The organism is Mesorhizobium sp. BR115XR7A (genome assembly GCF_020165315.1).
GTDB classification, from domain to species: Bacteria; Pseudomonadota; Alphaproteobacteria; order Rhizobiales; family Rhizobiaceae; genus Mesorhizobium; species Mesorhizobium australicum.
Window position 1 is genome coordinate 1 of sequence record NZ_JAIUHW010000036.1, and the last position, 2,151, is coordinate 2,151.

1 protein-coding gene and 1 pseudogene are annotated in these 2,151 nt (G+C 52.0%); both read right to left on the reverse strand.

Going from position 1 to position 2,151, the window contains the following annotated elements; genetic code table 11:
* Positions 1–260 precede the first annotated feature (260 nt).
* The gene (nolL, locus tag LB557_RS31435) at positions 261–1,382 is read right to left on the reverse strand and encodes a nodulation factor fucose acetyltransferase NolL (protein ID WP_027033376.1); all 1,122 of its coding nucleotides are present in this window, start codon (positions 1,380–1,382) and stop codon (positions 261–263) included.
* Positions 1,375–2,022: pseudogene (locus tag LB557_RS31440) on the reverse strand (hypothetical protein). Before LB557_RS31440 ends, nolL begins: the two are co-directional and overlap by 8 nt.
* Positions 2,023–2,151: the final 129 nt, after the last annotated feature.

Below are 2,151 nucleotides of genomic sequence, written 5' to 3' on the forward strand. Positions count from 1 at the left end.
AGCAGTGCGTCGAGCACGACGAGAAGGTTCAGATCAAGGCCTTTGAAACGCATGCCTCATCTGTCCGTAACGTGGTTGTTTGTCATCGTGACCATTATGGGCGCTCGTTTACGGTCCCACTCAGAGGTGTTGTGTCCCGACCTGCCGCCCGCGCGCGTGGAGGCGCGGCCGATGAGCGAATGGCCGACCGGTACAACAGTCGATCGGATAGGTCCGGAGCTATGAAACATGTCGATTACAGATGCGAATTTTTCACGTGGCTAATTGATTACAGATTGAGATTTGAGCAGACTTGGGCGTGGCGGCGCTCCGACAACGATCCGCGACACATATCCGAGGTTGCGCGCAATACTGCGAATTGCCATCGCTATGACGACAATCGCCACTCCAAGCACAGTTGCGAAGGCGATTCTGGTCGCGAGATTCCAGACTTCTCCAAACTGTATCAAATCCATGAGACGAAACACGGCACCCTGGACCAGGTAAAGCAGCAGCGTGCTCTGACCAAGCTGCACCGCGACAAAGCGAGCTACTCTAGTCGAATAGACAAGTCTCCAGCATTGGAACATAGACTGCATTGCTACCGCAGAAGCCGCCAAAGATCCAGAGAACATCAGAAAAACTTGTTTAGCTGACTGTTCATCATGAATTAAAACGAGATTGTTGTAGGCATAAGTCTCCTTGCCCCACCCGAGGAAGCATATGAAAGCCGCTATCGAAAATAAGACAACAAAAATCGATTTGTAACGCCAGATGACGCCATTCTGCCATCCGATCGGCTGGGCAAACAGGAACCCTAAACAATAAAATGGGTAAGTGTATTTTAACAACGGGGTTATTGATAACGTGATGGGTGCGAATGCGACCGCAATTGCAGATGCGCTTATGATCCACATCGATAGACGGTTGAACGTTGTAAGAACTCTAATCAGAACGAACGAAATAAATGCGGCCCATATGAACCAGTAAGTTCCAATAACTTCCGTCGACAAATCTAACAGAGTATCAGTCAAACTCTTCGTTGGAAAAATAACGGCGGACTTTAACGTCCAAATCAACGTACACCAAAATAGCATTGGCAGTAGTAGCTGCATTGCCCGCTCACCGACACCCTGGGTGAACGATTTTCGCAAAATTGCCCCAGAAGAAAGGTATCCGCTTATCGCCATAAATAGAGGCATATGAAACATGTAGATCGACTTGAAATACGGCGACAGCCAGAAAGCGTCGGTGCCCTGGTAGATTAAATACTGTAACAAGTGCCCAATTATCACCAAAGTAATGAGTATGCCTTTGGCGAAATCAAAGCTTAGGTCTCGGTTGTTTGTCCCTGCTGGGCACGAGCCGTGTCCCTTCGCTCCGGCTCTTATGTGATCAAGCATCAGACTCCAGCCTATCTGTTGCAGTTGCTACTTGCCGTTTCTGGGCACGGCGAGCGCGGTGCAAAGGATCGAAAATCACGCGGATCGCGGCGTGGTATGGAGGGCCGATTGGCTGCAACCGAGCGGACAAAATCCCAGTGCCTGATCGCAAACCTCGAGCGCATTGGCGGTCGCGATCATGTGTGGCGATGCGAACGCCCGGCACTATGGTCGTCTGGCCGTCTCTGCAGAACCTCTCAAGATGGTTTCGCAGCGGGTGCCGAACCATGCCAAAAGCGAATGGAATGCCACGCTGCTGCAGCACCGGACGCATGACGCGGATAGAATGGCTCATTCCGAGTCTCTCAAGATCGGGGTGCATCCTGTACGATCCGAGTTTGCCTACCAAGAAATCAACCTCGCCAACCGTGAAGAAATGGCGCAGCAGGTCCTAGTGAGCTGCTACGCCGTGCACATCAGAGCCGATTGCGCGAACCTTCGGCCCTGCACCGGCCCAGCTACTACCGCCTGAAAGCCCCTGTCGCCCATGGGCCTTTTGGAAGAAGGCGGAGAGTTCGACATGACCGGCTACTTGCAAGTCATTTCCCAGCACACGCTGCAGAAGCAGTGGCGTGGTCGGGCGCATGCCAAGTGCGGTCATCTATGCAGCGCCCTGGAAGTTTGGTAAAATCGATTGTTTAGATCGCGAGCATCCACGCTATGGATAAGTGAAAGCCATGCGCTTCAAAGGCCTTGATCTGAATCTTCTCGTCGTGCTCGACGCACTGCT

Bases quoted from the DNA above. Each gene is read 5' to 3' on its own strand.
- nolL (WP_027033376.1), bottom strand. From the start codon at position 1,382: ATGCTTGATCACATAAGAGCCGGAGCGAAGGGACACGGCTCGTGCCCA.